Here is a 15,902-nt window from a genome sequence, read left to right as displayed (position 1 = left end):
GACACGGTTTCATGCTAGATTGGCCGCACATCCGCGGAAGAGGGGCATCGCGCCATGGACAGCCGGATCGGATACGACACGGACTTCCTCGCCTGGACCGAGGAGCAGGCGCGCCTGCTCCGCGAGGCGGCGCGCGAGCGCATCAACACGCCCATCGACTGGGAGAATGTCGCGGAGGAGATCGAAAGCATGGGCCGATCCGAATTGCGCGCGGTCGAAAGCGCGCTGGTCCGTGTGATCGAGCATCTGCTGAAGTTGGAATACTCCCCGGCGGCCGATCCGCGCAGCGACTGGAAGGTCTCCGTTCTCGAACACCGCGACCGCGTCGCACGTGACCTGTCGGCCAGTCCCAGCCTTCGCGGACGGATCGACACCGCCGACATCCACAAAACCGGCCGGAAGATCGCCGCTCTCGGTCTGGAGCGTGATGGCATGCGGCTGAGCGACCTTCCGATCGACTGCCCCTATTCGCTGGACCAGCTTCTCGACGAGGACTGGTGGCCTGCAAACCGCCACGACCTGACCTGACCCTGCCTTTTCTGCCCCGAACCCGCCAAATAACGGACAAGACGCATTCCCATGGCCCACATCCTCGACACCCTGCGTGACCGTGTTCTGCTTTGCGACGGCGGGTTCGGCAGCCGCATCCAGGCGCTCGACCTCGACGTCGAGAAGGATTACTGGGGGCACGAGAACTGCACCGACATCCTGCCCCTGTCGCGCCCGGACATCGTCCGCGACATCCACCGCGGCTATTTCGAAGCCGGCGCGGACATGGTGGAGACCGACACCTTCGGCGCCTCGCCGGTGACGCTGGGCGAGTTCGGCATCTCCGAGAAGGCCTTCGAGATCAACCAGCGCGCGGTCGAGCTGGCGCGCGAGGCGGCCGAAAGCTTCAAGGACGGCCAGCCGCGCTTCGTCATCGGCTCGATCGGGCCGGGCACCAAGCTGCCCAGCCTGGGCCACATCGCCTATCAGCCGGCGGAGGACAGCTTCTATGTCCAGGCCGCCGGCCTGATCGCCGGCGGTGCCGACGCCATCCTGGTCGAGACCTGCCAGGACCCCTTGCAGATCAAGGCCGCCGTCAACGGCATCAAGCGGGCCCGGCTGGAAGCGAATTCCGACACACCCGTCTTCGTCCAGGTGACGGTCGAGACCACCGGCACGCTGCTGGTCGGCACCGACATCGCGGCGGCGGCCACCGTCATCCAGGCGCTGGACGTGCCGCTGATGGGCCTCAACTGCGCCACCGGCCCGCTGGAGATGAGCGAACATGTGCGCTGGCTGTCGCAGAACTGGCCGGGCCTGATCTCGGTCCAGCCGAATGCCGGCCTGCCCGAACTGGTCGACGGCAAGACCCACTACCCGCTCCGCGCCGATGACTTCGCCCACTGGCTGGAGCGCTTCGTCGGCGAAGACGGGGTCAACCTCGTCGGCGGCTGCTGCGGCACCAACGTCCCGCACATCGCGGCGGCGAACCAGATGCTGCGCAAGCTGGCCCCGGCCGGCTCGTACCGTCCGGCGCCGAAGGGCCGCACCGTCCATTGGGTGCCGGCGGTGGCCTCGCTCTACTCCCAGGTGACACTGCGCCAGGAGAACGCCTTCTTTGCCATCGGCGAACGCTGCAACGCCAACGGCTCCAAGAAGTGGCGCGAGTTGCAGGAGAGGAACGACTGGGACGGCTGCGTCGAGATGGCGCGCGAGCAGGTCAAGGAGGGCAGCCACTCGCTCGACGTCTGCACCGCCTTCGTCGGCCGTGACGAGGTGGCGGAGATGAACGCGGTGATCTCCCGCTTTTCCGGTTCGGTGACGGCGCCGCTGGTGGTCGATTCGACCGAATACAAGGTGCTGGAACAGGCGCTGGCGCTCTATGGCGGCAAGGCGATCCTCAACTCCATCAACTTCGAGGATGGCGAGGAACCCGCGCGCAAGCGTCTGGCGCTCGCCAAGAAGTTCGGCGCCGCCGTCATCGCGCTGACCATCGATGAAGAGGGCATGGCGAAGACGCCGGACCGCAAGCTGGAGATCGCCAAGCGGCTCTACGATCTGGCGGTGAACGAGTACGGCCTCGCCCCGTCGGACCTGCTGTTCGACCCGCTCACCTTCACCATCGCCACCGGCAACGAGGATGACCGCAAGCTCGCCATCTGGACGCTGGAAGGCATCGAGGCGATTGCCCGCGAGATGCCCGGCTGCCAGATCATCCTCGGCCTGTCCAACGTCTCCTTCGGCCTGAACGCCGCGGCACGCCATGTGCTGAACTCGGTCTTCCTCGACCATGCGGTGAAGAAGGGGATGACGGGCGCCATCGTCCATGTCTCCAAGATCCTGCCGCTGCACCAGATCCCCGAGAAGGAGGTCAAGACCGCCGAGGATCTGATCTTCGACCGCCGCTCGGAAGGCTACGACCCGCTGCAGGCCTTCATCGCCCTGTTTGAAGGTCGAAAAGCGGCGGACGCGAAGAAGAAGGCCCGTGCCGAGACGGTCGAGGAGCGGCTGAAGGAGCGCATCGTCGACGGCGACCGCACCGGGCTGGAGGACGATCTGGCCGAGGCGATGAAGACCCACCCGCCGCTGGAGATCATCAACACCTACCTGCTCGACGGCATGAAGGTGGTGGGCGAGCTGTTCGGCGCCGGCAAGATGCAGCTTCCCTTCGTGCTGCAGTCGGCCGAGACGATGAAGGCCGCGGTGGCGTGGCTGGAGCCGCACATGGAGAAGATCGAGGGCCAGCAGAAGGGCACGCTGGTGCTCGCCACCGTCAAGGGCGACGTCCACGACATCGGCAAGAACCTTGTCGACATCATCCTGACCAACAACGGCTACAAGGTGGTCAATCTCGGCATCAAGCAGCCGGTGACCGCCATCATCCAGGCCGCCAAGGAGCACAAGGCGACCGCCATCGGCATGTCCGGCCTGCTGGTGAAGTCCACCGTGGTGATGCGCGAGAACCTGGAGGAGATGACCCGCGAGGGGCTGGAGGTTCCGGTCCTGCTCGGCGGCGCGGCGCTGACCCGCGCCTATGTCGAGGGCGACTGCGTGGCCTCCTACGGCTCGGGCCGCGTCGCCTATGCCGGCGACGCCTTCGACGGGCTGACCCTGATGGACAAGGTGGTGGAGGGCAGCTTCGACCAGCAGCTCGCCATCCAGCAGGCCAAGCGCGCCGGCAAGGCGACCAACCGCCGCCGCGTCCTGGGGCAGGCGACCAGTGCAGCCACCGGACCGGTGGACAAGGACGCCGTCCGCGCCCGCCGCCACCGGCTGGCCGAGGGCGTGCCGGTGCCGACCCCGCCCTTCTGGGGGCCGAAGCTGATCGACCATGTGCCGCTGAAGACTCTGGTCACCTACCTGAACGAGCGCATGCTCTATCAGCTGCAATGGGGCTACCGGAAGGACGGCAAGTCCTTCGAGGAGTTCAAGGAGTGGGCGAAGAAGGAGTTGCGGCCGGTGCTCGACCGCATTCTCCAGATCGCGGCGAAGGAGGAAATCCTGCGCCCGACCGCCGTCTACGGCTATTGGAAGGCGGCGGCCGACGGCAACGACGTCATCCTGTTCGAGGAGGACGGCACCACCGAGGCCGCGCGCTTCTCGCTGCCCCGCCAGGGCAAGGAGGATGGGGAGTGCATCGCCGACTTCCTGCGCGACGTGACCGATCCGGAGCGTGACGTGCTCGGCCTCCAGGTCGTCACCATGGGCCAGCATTGCGCCGAGGTGGCGCGCGAGTGGTTCGCCGAGAACCGCTACCAGGACTATCTCTACCTGCACGGCCTGTCGGTGGAGATGACCGAGGCGATGGCGGAATATGTCCACGCCCGCATCCGTGCGGAGCTGGGCTATGGCGCCGAGGACAGCCGCGACAAGGAGAAGCTGTTGCAGCAGTCCTACCGCGGCAGCCGCTACAGCTTCGGCTATCCGGCCTGCCCGAACCTGAAGGACCAGGAACAGCTGCTGAAGCTGCTCGGCGCCGACCGGATCGGTATCGAGATGTCGGACGAGGACCAGCTCCATCCGGAGCAGAGCACCTCGGCCATCGTCCTGCACCACCCGCGGGCCAAGTACTTCTCGGTGTAAGGCCCTCAGTTCATGGGATGATCCTCCGCCGCCCGTTCCGTGTTAGGATTGGCGGCGGAGGGTTCCAATGGCTGTGGTCGACACGCGGAACGACGAGAAGCTGCAAATCCTGCTCGACCGGATCGTCCCGGCCCTGGAGCCGGAAGCCGTCTACCTGTTCGGCAGTCGGGCGCGCGGCGACTTCGACGAGGACAGCGATTACGACCTGCTGGTGATCGTCCCGGACGATGCGCCGAAAGAACGGCGGTCGATCCGCTATGCCTATGCGTCCAAGATCGGCACCGGCATTCCCGCCGACATCATTCCTTGTACGCGCACCAATTACGAAGCGTCCAAGGACGTCGTGGGCACCTTGAGTTACGAGGTCAAGCGCTGGGGGCTCAGGGTCTATGGAGCGTAGGGAAGTCCAGGCATGGCTGGCTGTTGTGGAGCGCGACATGAAGGCGATCCGCAACAACCTCTATGGTCCCGAACCGGAATCTCAAATGGCGGCCTATCACTGCCAGCAGGCGGTCGAAAAGCTCGCCAAGACCCTGCTCGTGGCATCCGGCACGATGCCGCCGAAGTCCCACGACATCGATAGTCTGGTTGTCCGGCTTCCAACCGGGCATCCGATGGCACTGCGCATCGCCGCTCTGGCTCATCTCACCACCTTCATCAGCGCACCTCGTTATCCGGGAGCCGGCATCTTCGACGATCCTCTCCCGGACTTGCCGGTTTCGGAGGTCGCCGGTTGGCTGACGGAGATCGAGACGCTGCGAACCGACATCATCCGCTTTCTTGGAATGCCATGACCGCCGATGCCCCCGCCCCCCTGGCCCTCCACCGCGAAACCGTCCGCCCGGAGTGGATCGACTATAACGGGCACATGAACGTCGCCTATTACCTGCTGGCCTTCGACCATGCGACGGACGCCGTGCTGGACCGCTTCGGGATCGGCAAGGCTTATGTCACGGCGGAAAACCGGTCGGTCTTCGTCGTCGATGCCCACCTGACCTATGCCCGCGAAGTGACCGAAGGGACGCCGCTGCGGTTCGAATCGCTGCTGCTCGGCGCCGACGCCAAGCGGCTGCACCTGTTCCACGAAATGCGGCATGCCGAAGAGGGCTGGCTGGCGGCGACGGCCGAGTTCATGCTGCTGCACGTCGATCTCGGCACGCGGAAGACCGGCCCCTTCCCGCCGGCCGTCGCGGCGGCGCTGGCCGGACAGGCGGCTGCCCATACCGCCCTTCCCCGACCGCCGCAGGCGGGGCGTGCGGTTGCCCGGCTGGACGGTTCCCGAACCGCCGGATAACCGCAAGCCCTGCTTGCAGCGGCCCGGTGGTTGAGTTGAGCGGCGGTGCCCCCATCTATCGAGGGATGAGAACCGCACCCGTCCCACCGCTCCGCTTACGCGTCCGTTCCGGCAGTCTCGCCGCCGCTGCGGCCGTGCTGGCCGTCCTTTCCGTGGGCCCGGCGCTGGCCGATTGCACCGAGGCGGCGCAGCCGAAGGTCAATTGGCGCCGCTGCTCGCTGGAGGGGCAGACGCTGACCGGTGTCGATCTCAGCGGCGCCATGCTGCGCGATGCGACCTTTCAGCGCGCCAGCCTGGGCGAGGCGAAGCTGACCGATGCCGACGGTTACCGTGCCAAGTTCATCAGCGCCACCGCCCCCGGCGCGGTCTTCGACAAGGCCCGACTGATCGAGGCCGATTTCACCCGCGCCGACCTGACCGGCGCCAGCTTCCGCGAGGCCGACCTGCGCAATGCCAAGATGGTGGGGGCGTCGCTGGCGCGTGCCGACCTGACGGGAGCGAAGCTGTCCGGCACCGACCTGCGCCATGCCGACCTGTCGGGGGCACGCTGGACCGACGGCAAGCATATCTGCGCCGACAGCTCCGTCGGACAATGCAATTAATCGGATAGTGCACAACCAGAGCGGTTGTAACATCTCGTCTTGTTCCCAAAAACCTTCTTGCCGTAAGGGCTTGCGCCGCGTACCGTTCGAAACCGAATGATTTTTGGACGGACGGCGGTCGTGGCAACTGCGGAGGATTTCGAGCGTTCCAGCGGCCTTGCCGCGAAGGCCATGGAGCGGATGCTGTCCGACCGGCTGCCGGCCACCCCGGAGAACTTCACGCTTTGGTACGTCTATTACAGCGGCAACAACCCGGACCTGACCCGCGCCATCGATCTGGCGCGCCGCGATGGGCTGGCCGCCTCGCAGACGCTGTGCGATGAGCTGTACAAGCGCTTCTTCACCATGGACGCCGAAGCCCAGGCGATCCGTGAAACCTCCGACAAAGCCCGTTATGCCCTGGGGCGCATATTGGAGCAGCTGGGCAATGTCGGGTCAGAGACCGAGCGCTACGGCAACACCCTGTCCGGCTTCCGGGAGGAGCTGGACCAGCCGCTCAGCCTCCTGGAACTGCGCGCCATGGTCGCCGCCATCGCCGCGGAGACCAAGGAGATCGTCGACCGCCAGACGGCGCTCCAGCTGCAGCTTCAGGAATCGAGCCAGCAGCTGGCGGAGATGCGGGTCAGCCTGGACAGCGCGCGGCGCGAGGCGCTGACCGACGGGCTGACCGGCATCGGCAACCGCAAGGCCTTCGACCTGATGCTGGAGGAGGCGATGGAGGCGTCGGTGCGCGACGAGCAGCCGCTGTCGCTGCTGATGGTCGACATCGACCATTTCAAGAGCTTCAACGACACCCACGGCCATCTGGTCGGCGACCATGTGCTGAAGCTGGTCGCCCGCATGCTGACCGAATGCATCAAGGGCCGCGACACCGCCACCCGCTATGGCGGGGAGGAATTCGCGATCATCCTGCCGCGCACCAGCCTGGAGAACGCCACCAAGCTGGCGGAGCAGGTGAGGGCCTTCGTCGGTGGCCGCCAGATCGTGAACAAGGCGCGCAATGCCAATTACGGCACCGTCGCGTTGTCGGTCGGCGTCGCCCAGTTCCGCCCCGGCGAACCGGCCCTGACGCTGGTCCGCCGCGCCGATCAGGCGCTCTACGCTGCCAAGCGCAGCGGCCGCAACCGGGTGACGGCCGAGCCCGTCTGAGCAGGCCGGCCCGTTTACCCAGTCAGACGGCAAGCCTGCGCCGTACCTCCTCAGTCCCGCGCAGCAAATCCGCCACCAGTTCCCCCGCCGGTCGCCGCTGCGCCAGCGTCAGCCCCTGTCCGGCCCACAGCGACAGGAACTCCGCCCGGCCGGCCTTGCCGGCGGCGGTGCGCAGCGGGCGGGTCAGCGCGTTCTGCAAGGGGAAGGGCAGCACCGCCTCGGGCGCCCGCGGGTCCTCCACCGTCTCCATGAAGCGGTTGACGATGCCGCGTGCCGGCCGGCCGGAGAAGGCGCGGGTGATGCTGGTCTGGTCCTCGCGCGCCGCCAGGATGGCGGCCTTGTGCGCCTCGGGGATGCCGGCCTCCCCGGTGGTCAGGAACACCGTGCCCATCTGCACAGCGCAGGCGCCGAGCGCCAGCGCCGCGGCGATGCCACGCCCGTCCATGATGCCGCCCGACGCGATCACCGGCACGCCCACCGCATCGGCCACCTGCGGCACCAGCGCCATCGTGCCGACCAGATTGGCTGCCGGATCGCCGATGAAGCTGCCGCGATGTCCGCCGGCCTCGCTGCCCTGGGCGATCACCGCATCGACGCCGGCCCGCTCCAGGGCCACCGCCTCCGCCACCGTGGTCGCGGTGCCCAGCACCCGCATGCCGCGCGCCTTGGCCGCCGCCACGCTGTCGGCCGGCGGCAGCCCGAAGGTGACGCTGTAGAAGGCGGCTCCGCTGTCCAGCAGGGCGGCGACCTGCCGGTCGAACGTGTCGCCGCCGTAGGCGGGCTCCTCCGCCTCCGGCAGTCCGAGTTCGGCATGGAAGGGCCTTACGCGGGCCAACGCCTCGGCCATCATCGGAGCCGGTCCAGGGGCGGGCGTCGGCGCGAACAGGTTGATGCCGAAGGGCAGGGCGGTGCGCTGACGGATGGCGAGCGCCCGCTCGGCGATCTGCTCCCCGGTCAGATAGGCGGCGCCGACGAAGCCCAGCCCGCCGGCCTCGTTGACCGCCGCGACCAGGGCCGGCGTGTCGCCGCCTCCCGCCATCGGTGCCTGGATCACCGGCGACCGCAGCCCCAGCCGTTCAAGGGATTCCGTGAGAGAGGGCATGTCCGCCTCCGCTGTCTCGACAACGCAGGCGATGCTACGCCCCAGCGGACTTCACGACCAATGACTTGTTCTGAAGGAGGCATTCACTCCGGGTGATGGGTCGCTTGCGATCGGCCGGTGACCTGGACCGTATCAGTCCTTATCGTCTTCCGCCTTGTTCCATCCGACGATGCGGGCATTCCAGGCGTTGGCCGGAGTGGCCGTGCGCCCGAACTCCTGGCGGATGCGGCTGGCGTCTTCGACCACCTCCCGTGCCCGCTTCAGGAGGTCGTGATTCCGTCGCTTCAGCTGTTCGAAGTCCCACTTGTCCATTACCGAAGCCGTCATGTTGTCTATCGGTCATGTCCATAGGGTAGCGGCAGCATCCAACCCAGGTCTGTACGGTATCAGCCATAGGGGGAGGCCATGCCGTTGACGGCGATCCGTCTGTTGGACTCGGAATCGGCTGCATGCCGTACAGCCGGGGGCATCGCCATGGACAGTCGCAACTTCATCCTCCGCAGCCTCTCGCCGGCGGAAGAGGCTTTGGTTCGGCCTCATCTCGAGCCGATTACTCTGCCGCAGAAGATGACGGTTTTCCGGCCTGACGAGGATATCTCGCACGCCTATTTCATCGAGTGGGGATGTGCCTCGCTGATCAACATCCTGCCCGACGGCGACGCCGTCGAAGTCGGCACGATCGGCAACGAAGGGATGGTCGGCATCCCGGTCCTGCTGGAAGCGGACCGGATGCCATGCCATTGCGACATCCAGATTCCCGGCAACGGCTGGCGGATGCGGGCCGCGGCGTTGAGGAGCGCGGCAAACCAGAGCCAGAGCCTGCGCACCAAGCTCCTGCGCTTCACCCAGGCGCACTTCAATCAGGTCGCCCAGTCGGCGGCCTGCAACCGCCTTCACAGCATCGAGGAACGCTGCGCCCGCTGGCTGCTGATGTGCCGGGACCGGGTCGGCGACGAGTTCCCGCTGACCCAGGAGTATCTGGCCGTCATGCTCGGCGTCCGGCGGGCCGGCGTGACCGTCACGGCGCGACTGCTGCAGGGTGCCGGCCTGATTGCCTACACCCGTGGAAACATCAGGATCCTCGACCCGGCCGGGCTGGAGGAGGTCGCGTGCGACTGCTACCGGATCACCCGCGACGAATTCCGCCGTCTCATCCCCGGAGGGGACAGCTATCCCCTGGTCGACAGCAAGCCCCGTTCGCCCGGGTGAGGATGCTCCGGCGGTCCGCGCCGGGTCAGCTGTGCAGCCCCGGCGCCTCCTGCCCGGTGCGCTCGACATACTCGGTGTAGCCGCCGCCATACTGGTGGATGCCCTCCGGCGTCAGCTCCAGCACGCGGTTGGACAAGGCGGCCAGGAAATGACGGTCGTGCGACACGAACAGCATGGTGCCCTCATAGGCCGCCAGCGCCTGGATCAGCATCTGCTTGGTGTCGAGGTCCAGGTGGTTGGTGGGTTCGTCCAGCACCAGGAAGTTGGGCGGGTTGAACAGCATGATCGCCATCACCAGCCGGGCCTTCTCGCCGCCCGACAGCACCCGGCACCGCTTCTCCACATCGTCGCCGGAGAAGCCGAAGCAGCCGGCCAGCGCCCGCAGCGAGCCCTGGCTGGCCTGCGGGAAATGCGCCTCCAGCGATTCGAAGATGGTCTGGTCGCCGTCCAGCAGCTCCATGGCGTGCTGCGAGAAATAGCCCATCTTGACGCTGCCGCCGACGGTGACGGTGCCGCTGTCCGGCTCGGCCGCCCCGGCGATCAGCTTCAGCAGGGTCGATTTGCCGGCGCCGTTGACGCCCATGACGCACCAGCGCTCCTTGCGGCGGATGGTCAGGTCCAGCCCTTCATAGATGGACCGGCTGCCATAGCCCTTGTGGACGTTCTTCAGGACCGCCACGTCGTCGCCGGAGCGCGGGGCCGGCGGGAAATCGAAGGTCACGACCTGACGGCGCTTGGGCGGTTCGAAGCGTTCGATCTTGTCCAGCTTCTTCACCCGGCTCTGCACCTGGGAGGCGTGCGAGGCGCGGGCCTTGAAGCGCTCGATGAACTTCAGCTCCTTCGCCAGCATCGCCTGCTGGCGTTCGAACTGCGCCTCCTGCTGCTTCTCCTTCAGCGCCCGCTGCTTCTCGTAGAAGCCGTAGTCGCCGGAATAGCTGGTCAGCGTTCCGCCGTCGATCTCAATGATCTTGGTGACGATGCGGTTCATGAACTCGCGGTCGTGCGAGGTCATCAGCAGGGCGCCCTCGTAGCCCTTGAGGAAACCTTCCAGCCAGATCAGGCTTTCGATGTCCAGATGGTTGCTCGGCTCGTCAAGCAGCATGGCGTCGGGGCGCATCAGCAGGATGCGGGCCAGCGCCACGCGCATCTTCCAGCCGCCCGACAGGCCGCCGACGTCGCCGTCCATCATCTCCTGGCTGAAGCTGAGGCCCGCCAGCACCTCGCGCGCCCTGCCTTCCAGCTCATAGCCGCCCAGTTCGTCGAAGCGGGCCTGGACCTCGCCGTAGCGTTCGATGATGGCGTCCATCTCGTCGGCGCGGTCGGGGTCGGCCATGGCGGCTTCCAGCTCCGCCAGTTCGGCGGCGACGACGCTGACCGGCCCGGCGCCGTCCATCACCTCCGCCACGGCGGAGCGCCCGGACATCTCGCCGACATCCTGGTTGAAATAGCCGATGCTGACCTGCTTTTCGATCGCCACCTGACCGCCGTCCGGCTGCTCCTCGCCGGTGATCATGCGGAACAGGGTAGTCTTGCCGGCACCATTCGGACCGACCAGCCCGATCTTCTCCCCACGATTGAGCGCCGCGGAGGCCTCCAGGAACAGGATGCGGTGGCCGTTCTGCTTGCTGACGTTATCGAAGCGGATCATGGGGGGCAGGGGTCCTTGGGCGTGATGCGCGAAAGCGTGATGGCGGCCCCTTATGCCACAGGATCCGGAGAGGGGGGAGGGTTGATGGGGCAAGGTACGGCGTCGGCCGAAAAAGCGACGGGCGCGGTCTTTCCCCCGCGCCCGTCGTTTCACCCTATGGAGCCGACCCTCAGATCACGTAGGTCAGTTCCTTCTCCGACTTCAGGCTGTTCTTGCCCAAGGTCTCGTCGACATAGTCCAGCAGCTGGGCCAGCGCCTCGCTGCGGCTCAGCGCGTCGGTGTCGATCACCAGTTCGGGCTGGTCCGGCGCCTCGTAGGGAGCCGAGATGCCGGTGAACTCGGCGATCTCGCCGGCCCGCGCTTTCTTGTAGAGGCCCTTCGGGTCGCGCTCCTCGCAGGTGGCGAGGTTGGCGGCGACATGCACCTCGTGGAAGCGCTCGCCGCCGATCACCCGTGCCCGCGCCCGGTCAGCCTTCAGCGGCGAGATCAGCGAGGCGATCACCACCATGCCGGCGTCGGCGAACAGCTTGGCCGTCTCGGCCACCCGGCGGATGTTCTCCGCCCGGTCGTCGGCGGAGAAGCCCAGCCCGGCGTTCAGTCCGTTGCGGACATTGTCGCCGTCCAGCACGAAGGTCTGCCAGCCGCGGTCGAACAACGCCCGTTCCAGCGCCATCGCCAGCGTCGACTTGCCGGCGCCGGACAGGCCGGTCAGCCAGATGACGCCGCCCTTGTGGCCGTTGGCCTGGGCGCGCTCCTCCAGCGAGACGGTGTGCGACACCTCGGTGATGTTGGCCGCAGCACTGTCCTCGATCTCGACCACCAGGCAGCCGCCGACCACGTCGTTGCCGTCGATCAGCGCGCCGCGGCCGGTGCGCGGCAGGTCCGACGCCAGATCGAGCGCGATGGGCGAGCGGGAGCGCAGGACGACCTCCGCCACCTCGTTGCGGCGGACCGCCTTGCCGGGGGTGCTGGACAGATCCTCCACATTGATGACCGCCGTCACCTGCTCCACCGTCACCCGGTGCTCGGCGGTGGCGATCTTCAGCGTGTAGGTCTTGCCGACCACCAGCGGGTCCGATACCAGCCAGAACAGCCGCACGCTCAGCCGGTGGGCCAGGGTCGGGGCGTCGGACTGGTGGTGGGCGATGTGGCCGCGCTCCGCGAAGATGCGCTTGTCCAGCGTGATGCCGATGCTCTGCCCGGCCTGGGCCGACAGCACCGTCTCCGGATGGTTCCACGCCTCGATGCTGACCACCTTGGCGCTGGCGCCGGTGGGCGAGAAGTGCAGGGTGTCGCCGACGCGCAGGCGCCCACTCTCGATGCGGCCAGCCAGGATGCGTCGGTCGTCCGGCTTGTAGACGTCCTGGAGCGGGAAACGCAGCGGCTGGTCGGGCGAGGTCTGCTGCGGACGGAAGGCGTCCAGCTGCTCGATCACCGTCGGTCCCAGATACCAGTCGGCCTGCTTGCTGCGGGTGACGATGTTGTCGCCGTTGCGGGCGGACACCGGGATCACCGCCTTGGGCTGGAGGCCCAGCTCGGCCAGATAGTCCTTGATCTCCTGCGCCACCACCTCGTAGCGGCGGCTGGAGAACTCGACCTTGTCCATCTTGTTGACGACCACCGCGACCTGACGCACGCCCAGCAGGTGCAGCAGGAAGGCGTGGCGGCGCGACTGTTCCAGCGCGCCCTCGTCGGCGTCGATCACCAGCAATGCGGCGTCGGCCTGGGAGGCGCCGGTCACCATGTTCTTCAGGAACTCGGTGTGGCCCGGGGCGTCGATGATGACGTAGGGGCGCTGCTTCGTCTTGAAGTGGATCTGGGTGGTGTCGATGGTGATGCCCTGGTCGCGCTCGGCCTGCAGCGCGTCCATGACGAAGGCCCATTCGAACGGCATGCCGCGCTTGCGGCTCATCTCGCGGACCTGATCCACCTTGCCGTCCGGCAGGCTGCCGGTGTCGTTCAGCAGGCGGCCGATCAGCGTGGACTTGCCATGGTCGACATGGCCGACGATGACGATGCGGAGTTGAGAATGCGGCATCTTACATGTACCCCACGCTGCGCAGGCGCTCGAAGCTGTCTTCGGATTCGTTGTCCATCGCGCGGCCGGCGCGTTCCGGCACGCGGGTCACCTGAAGCTCGGCGATGATCTCGTCGATGGTCGACGCGGTGCTGTCGACCGGGAAGGTGATGTTCTTTTCGCCCAGCGAGCGGTAACGCTTGCCGTCCTTGGCGAAGTACAGCGGGACGATGGGAATCCCCTCGCGCTGGGAATAGCGCCAGATGTCCAGCTCGGTCCAGGCCAGCAGCGGGTGGATGCGGACATGGACGCCTTCGGGAAAGCGCGTCTTGTAATGGTCCCAGAATTCCGCCGGCTGGTCCTTCACGTCCCAGTCGCCTTCCAGCGAGCGCGGCGAGAACACGCGCTCCTTGGCGCGGGTCGCCTGCTCGTCGCGGCGGATGCCGACCATCACGCCTTGATAGGCATGGTCGCGCAGCAGGTTCTTGAGACCTTCCGTCTTGCGCGCGGCGGCACGGGTCAGCGGCGGCAGGGTCTGGTCCATCTCCTCCTCAGGCGGGCACTGCTCCACCTTGAGGTCGAGGTCCCATTCCTTGGTGATGCGGTCGCGGAACTCGTAGACCTCCGGCAGCTCCATGGCGGTGTCGAGCTGCACGACGGGGAAGGGGATGCGGCCGAAGAACGCCTTGCGGCAGAGCCACAGCAGCGCGTTGCTGTCCTTGCCGATCGACCAGAGCATCGCCAGCTTGTCGATGCGGTTGTAGGCTTCGCGCAGAATATAGATGCTCTGGTTTTCGAGCTGGTCGAGATCGGCGCTCATCGGGCGGTTCCAATCATGGTGTGTATGCCGCATTCGGTCTTGGCGCTGCCGGCCCAGCGGCCGGAACGCGGGTCGGCACCGGGCGCCACTCGCTCGGTGCAGGTGTAACAGCCGATGGACAGGTACCCGTCGGCTTCCAGCGGGTGGCGCGGCAGGTCGCGCCGGGTGAACTCTTCCTCCAGCCGGGCCTTGTCCCAGTTGGCCAGTGGGTTGACCTTCACGCGGCCGTTCTCCGCCTCGAACAGGGGCAGGGCGGCGCGGGTCGAGGACTGGAAGCGCTTGCGTCCCGTCACCCAGGCCTCCAGCCCGGCGGTGGCGAGCGCACGGTCCAGCGGCACCGTCTTGCGCAGATGGCAGCAGGCGTCGTAATCGCGGGTGAACAGCATGCCGTCCTTGTCGCCTGCGGCGAGGTCGTCGGCGGTCGGTCCGATCTCCCGCACATCCCTGAGGCCCAGCCGCTTCACCAGCTCGTCGCGGTAGCGCAGGGTCTCGCCGAACAGCTTGCCGGTATTCACAAACAGAACCGGGAAATCCGGCGTCGCCTCGGCGGCCAGCGCCAGCAGCACCGCGGACTCGGCCCCGAAGGACGACATCAACGCGATCCGCCCGCCGAACAGCTCATGCATGGCGGCCAGCAGCGGTGCGCCTTCCAGCGTGCCGTGGCTGTCGGTCAGATGCTTCACCCGTGTTTCCGCGTCCATCGTTGGCTGCCTTTCGCGGTGGCCTTTTAAGTCTACTAATTATGTAGGTTTAATGACTGTGTTTGCACATTAACACCGGCGGAAAACCCGTGCAACTTAAATACATTCTCTACTTGTTTAATAGGTTTGTGCTGCATTGCAAATCATTGTGTGAAATATGTTGATTGTCATGCGGCGGCCGGGCTAAATACCGCCATGCACAGGATCCCGGTCATAGGCGCCGCAGTCGCCAGCCCGATTTCGCCCGTTTCGGTGGGGCGGGCATGATTCCGCTGGCGCTCGACCCGGCGCGGGTGGCGATTGCGCTGGCCGGCGCCGGCCCGCTCGCGGTGCGCCGTCTGTCGCAGCTTCGCGAGGGCGGGGCGGATCCACAGGTCTTTTCACCGGAACCGGATGGGGAATTGGCGGCTCTCGCCGGCGACCGTCTGGTGCGGGCTCTGCCGGAGGCATCCGATCTCGACAGGGTCGGCGTGCTGTATGTGATGGGGCTGGGGGCGGAGACCGAGACGGCGCTGGCGGAGCTGGCGCGGCAGCGCCGGGTGCTGGTAAATGTCGAGGACGTCATCCCCTTGTGCGATTTCCACTCGCCCTCCGTGGTGCGGCGTGGCGATCTGGTGATGACGGTCTCCACCGGCGGCCGCAGCCCGACGCTCGCCAGCCTGCTGCGCCAGCGGCTGGAGGCCCTGTTCCCGGAGGACTGGGCGGAGCGGCTGCGCACCATCGCCGAGCTTCGCAACCGCCGCCGGGCGGAAGGGGCGTCGATGTCGGAGGTCGCCCGCGAAAGCCGCGAACTGATCGACCGGGAGAAGTGGCTGCCGTAACGGCCAGCCTCCCGCAGAACCTGTCGATGGCGAATTCACTGCCGGACCGCCGACGGTTCGGGTTAAGACACCAAACGCGTTCGAGAACGACCAGCCAGGAGAGCCAGATGTCGGCCAAGGATCGATCGAAGGAAGGATCGATGAAAGCCATCACCGCCAACCGCCTGCGCGACGGGGAAGTCGTGTTCCTGGGCGAGGGCGGCCGGTGGGTCGAGTCCTTCGCCGAGGCTGCGCTGTTCCAGCGCTCCGAGGCGGATGCCGTGCTGGCCGACGCCAAGGCGACGGCGGAGCGCGAGCAGTTCGGCGTCGACATCTACGCCTTCGAGGTGGTGGAGGAAGACGGCGTCCCGGTCCCGGCGACGATGCGCGAGCGCATCCGCACCGCCGGCCCGACCGTCCGTCTGGATCTGGGCAAGCAGGCCGCCTGAGTGGCTGTTCGAGTGAATGAACGTCGGCCGTTCCGGCGGC

16 protein-coding genes are annotated in these 15,902 nt (G+C 67.0%); 10 read left to right on the top strand and 6 right to left on the bottom strand.

Annotated features, from left to right (window positions below; genetic code table 11):
- Positions 1-54 precede the first annotated feature (54 nt).
- From GBZ48_RS14405 to GBZ48_RS14375, 7 genes are all read left to right on the top strand, one after another.
- Positions 55-528 carry a DUF29 domain-containing protein gene (locus GBZ48_RS14405; protein WP_174471660.1) on the top strand — a complete coding sequence of 158 codons (474 nt, stop codon included), beginning with the start codon at positions 55-57 and terminating at the stop codon, positions 526-528.
- 51 nt (positions 529-579) lie between these two features.
- On the top strand, positions 580-4,071 hold the full coding sequence (gene metH / locus GBZ48_RS14400; RefSeq protein ID WP_174471659.1) for a methionine synthase: 3,492 nt from the start codon (positions 580-582) through the stop codon (positions 4,069-4,071).
- Positions 4,072-4,138: 67 nt separating this feature from the next.
- Positions 4,139-4,471: a nucleotidyltransferase domain-containing protein gene (locus tag GBZ48_RS14395; RefSeq protein WP_174471658.1), complete on the top strand. Its 333-nt coding sequence runs from the start codon at positions 4,139-4,141 to the stop codon at positions 4,469-4,471.
- Entirely contained in the window at positions 4,461-4,865 is a 405-nt protein-coding gene (locus tag GBZ48_RS14390; protein WP_174471657.1) for a HEPN domain-containing protein, read from the top strand. The genes GBZ48_RS14395 and GBZ48_RS14390 overlap by 11 nt, the downstream gene beginning before the upstream one ends.
- Positions 4,862-5,365: a thioesterase family protein gene (locus GBZ48_RS14385; RefSeq protein WP_174471656.1), complete on the top strand. Its 504-nt coding sequence runs from the start codon at positions 4,862-4,864 to the stop codon at positions 5,363-5,365. Before GBZ48_RS14390 ends, GBZ48_RS14385 begins: the two co-directional genes overlap by 4 nt.
- 65 nt (positions 5,366-5,430) lie before the next feature.
- Positions 5,431-5,967, top strand: a complete 537-nt coding sequence (locus tag GBZ48_RS14380) for a pentapeptide repeat-containing protein (RefSeq protein WP_174471655.1) — start codon at positions 5,431-5,433, stop codon at positions 5,965-5,967.
- A 120-nt stretch (positions 5,968-6,087) separates the two neighbouring features.
- Positions 6,088-7,116, top strand: a complete 1,029-nt coding sequence (locus GBZ48_RS14375; protein ID WP_174471654.1) for a diguanylate cyclase — start codon at positions 6,088-6,090, stop codon at positions 7,114-7,116.
- Positions 7,117-7,138: 22 nt separating this feature from the next.
- Here the strand turns inward: GBZ48_RS14375 and GBZ48_RS14370 are convergent, their stop codons facing one another.
- Both GBZ48_RS14370 and GBZ48_RS14365 read right to left on the bottom strand, forming a co-directional pair.
- Complete coding sequence (locus GBZ48_RS14370; protein WP_174471653.1) at positions 7,139-8,218, bottom strand: NAD(P)H-dependent flavin oxidoreductase; 1,080 nt, start codon at positions 8,216-8,218, stop codon at positions 7,139-7,141.
- Between the two features lie 132 nt (positions 8,219-8,350).
- Positions 8,351-8,545: a hypothetical protein gene (locus GBZ48_RS14365; protein ID WP_174471652.1), complete on the bottom strand. Its 195-nt coding sequence runs from the start codon at positions 8,543-8,545 to the stop codon at positions 8,351-8,353.
- A gap of 147 nt (positions 8,546-8,692) precedes the next feature.
- Here GBZ48_RS14365 and GBZ48_RS14360 point away from each other — a divergent pair, with 147 nt between their 5' ends.
- Positions 8,693-9,427 carry a Crp/Fnr family transcriptional regulator gene (locus GBZ48_RS14360; RefSeq protein WP_174471651.1) on the top strand — a complete coding sequence of 245 codons (735 nt, stop codon included), beginning with the start codon at positions 8,693-8,695 and terminating at the stop codon, positions 9,425-9,427.
- A gap of 25 nt (positions 9,428-9,452) precedes the next feature.
- Here the strand turns inward: GBZ48_RS14360 and GBZ48_RS14355 are convergent, their stop codons facing one another.
- The 4 genes from GBZ48_RS14355 to GBZ48_RS14340 all read right to left on the bottom strand — a co-directional run bounded on the left by GBZ48_RS14355 (position 9,453) and on the right by GBZ48_RS14340 (position 14,595).
- Complete coding sequence (locus GBZ48_RS14355) at positions 9,453-11,075, bottom strand: ABC-F family ATP-binding cassette domain-containing protein (RefSeq protein WP_174471650.1); 1,623 nt, start codon at positions 11,073-11,075, stop codon at positions 9,453-9,455.
- A gap of 169 nt (positions 11,076-11,244) precedes the next feature.
- On the bottom strand, positions 11,245-13,113 hold the full coding sequence (gene cysC, locus GBZ48_RS14350; protein ID WP_174471649.1) for an adenylyl-sulfate kinase: 1,869 nt from the start codon (positions 13,111-13,113) through the stop codon (positions 11,245-11,247).
- Position 13,114: 1 nt separating this feature from the next.
- Positions 13,115-13,912: a sulfate adenylyltransferase subunit CysD gene (gene cysD / locus GBZ48_RS14345; RefSeq protein WP_149268357.1), complete on the bottom strand. Its 798-nt coding sequence runs from the start codon at positions 13,910-13,912 to the stop codon at positions 13,115-13,117.
- Complete coding sequence (locus tag GBZ48_RS14340) at positions 13,909-14,595, bottom strand: phosphoadenylyl-sulfate reductase (RefSeq protein WP_425485994.1); 687 nt, start codon at positions 14,593-14,595, stop codon at positions 13,909-13,911. Before GBZ48_RS14340 ends, cysD begins: the two co-directional genes overlap by 4 nt.
- Before the next feature lie 281 nt (positions 14,596-14,876).
- Here GBZ48_RS14340 and GBZ48_RS14335 point away from each other — a divergent pair, with 281 nt between their 5' ends.
- Both GBZ48_RS14335 and GBZ48_RS36265 read left to right on the top strand, forming a co-directional pair.
- On the top strand, positions 14,877-15,434 hold the full coding sequence (locus tag GBZ48_RS14335; RefSeq protein ID WP_174471647.1) for a precorrin-2 dehydrogenase/sirohydrochlorin ferrochelatase family protein: 558 nt from the start codon (positions 14,877-14,879) through the stop codon (positions 15,432-15,434).
- 140 nt (positions 15,435-15,574) lie between these two features.
- Positions 15,575-15,862 carry a DUF2849 domain-containing protein gene (locus tag GBZ48_RS36265; protein ID WP_109491023.1) on the top strand — a complete coding sequence of 96 codons (288 nt, stop codon included), beginning with the start codon at positions 15,575-15,577 and terminating at the stop codon, positions 15,860-15,862.
- Positions 15,863-15,902 lie beyond the last annotated feature (40 nt).

This window comes from Azospirillum melinis (assembly GCF_013340935.1).
Taxonomy (GTDB): Bacteria; Pseudomonadota; Alphaproteobacteria; order Azospirillales; family Azospirillaceae; genus Azospirillum; species Azospirillum melinis.
This window is presented reverse-complemented; position numbering and strand designations above follow the sequence as displayed.